Here is a 1,340-nt window from a genome sequence, read left to right as displayed (position 1 = left end):
TCGCCGAGGTCCGCTACCTCCTGTCGATGCTCCCGCAGAACAACCGCGAGAACCCGCCCACCGTGGCCTCCGAGGACCCGGCCGACCGCCGCTCCGACGTCCTCCTCGACCTCGTGCCCGCCGACGGCAACCGCCCGTACGACATGCACAAGGTCATCGAGGAGCTCGTCGACGACGGCGACTACCTGGAGATCCACGAGCGCTGGGCCCGCAACATCATCTGCGCCCTGGCCCGGCTCGACGGCCAGGTCGTCGGCATCGTCGCCAACCAGCCCCAGTCGCTCGCCGGCGTCCTCGACATCGAGGCCTCCGAGAAGTCGGCGCGCTTCGTGCAGATGTGCGACGCCTTCAACATTCCGATCATCACCCTTCTGGACGTACCCGGCTTCCTGCCCGGCGTCGATCAGGAGCACGGTGGAATCATCAGGCACGGCGCGAAGCTGCTGTACGCGTACTGCAACGCGACCGTGCCCCGGATCTCCCTGATCCTGCGCAAGGCCTACGGCGGCGCCTACATCGTGATGGACTCCCAGTCCATCGGCGCCGACCTGACGTACGCCTGGCCCACCAACGAAATCGCGGTCATGGGCGCCGAAGGCGCCGCCAACGTCATCTTCCGCAAGCAGATCGCGGAGGCCGAGGACCCCGAGGCCATGCGGGCCCGCATGGTCAAGGAGTACAAGGCCGAGCTGATGCACCCGTACTACGCGGCGGAGCGAGGCCTGGTCGACGACGTCATCGACCCCGCCGACACCCGCCAGGTGCTCATCAGGTCCCTCGCGATGCTCCGCACCAAGCACGCCGACCTGCCGTCCCGCAAGCACGGCAACCCGCCTCAGTAAGAGGAGTCATCCACGTGACCAGCCCTGCCAACCTTCTCCGCGTCGAGAAGGGCACCGCCGACCCCGAGGAGCTCGCCGCCATCACCGCGGTGCTGCTCGCCCGTGCGGCCGCCCAGCCCACCGAGACCGCCTCGCACGGCCGCACCGCGGCCGGCTGGCGCCGCCTGGAGCGCGAGCACGGCTTCCGCGCGCCGCACAGCTGGCGCTGACGCCACCGCTGTACGTAGGCCCCGCACCATGCCGGTGCGGGGCCTTCAGCATGTTGGGGGGGCAATCGTTCCGCAGGGCGGAACGGGTGGGCAGAACGGAACGGCGGCCCGTGCGGGCGCGTCCGTCCCTGGTGCCCACGGCGAAGGGCCCCGCACCGATGTCGGTACGGGGCCCTTCGCCGTGCGTCCGTCGGGACTACCGCAGGCGTGCCATGAGGGCGTGCTCGACCAGCGTGATGAGCGCGCTCTTGGCGTCGGCGCGGTGGCGGGCGTCGGTGGTGATGATGGG

General features: G+C 70.2%; 2 protein-coding genes and 1 pseudogene. 2 read left to right on the top strand and 1 reads right to left on the bottom strand.

The features are described 5' to 3' along the window. Positions 1-842: acyl-CoA carboxylase subunit beta (locus IE237_RS40350; RefSeq protein WP_308433170.1), on the top strand; the 842-nt coding region annotated here is incomplete at its 5' end. Between the two features lie 14 nt (positions 843-856). Further along, the gene (locus IE237_RS40345) at positions 857-1,051 is read left to right on the top strand and encodes an acyl-CoA carboxylase subunit epsilon (RefSeq protein WP_189807201.1); all 195 of its coding nucleotides are present in this window, start codon (positions 857-859) and stop codon (positions 1,049-1,051) included. Positions 1,052-1,247: 196 nt separating this feature from the next. On the opposite strand, the pseudogene IE237_RS40340 reads toward IE237_RS40345, so the two are convergent. Further along, positions 1,248-1,340 (bottom strand): annotated as a pseudogene (locus tag IE237_RS40340) (ATP-binding protein); the annotation flags it as partial.

The organism is Streptomyces tanashiensis (assembly GCF_014648895.1).
GTDB lineage: Bacteria > Actinomycetota > Actinomycetes > Streptomycetales > Streptomycetaceae > Streptomyces > Streptomyces tanashiensis.
Note: the sequence above shows the minus strand (reverse complement) of the source record. Positions and strands in the feature narration are given on the sequence as shown.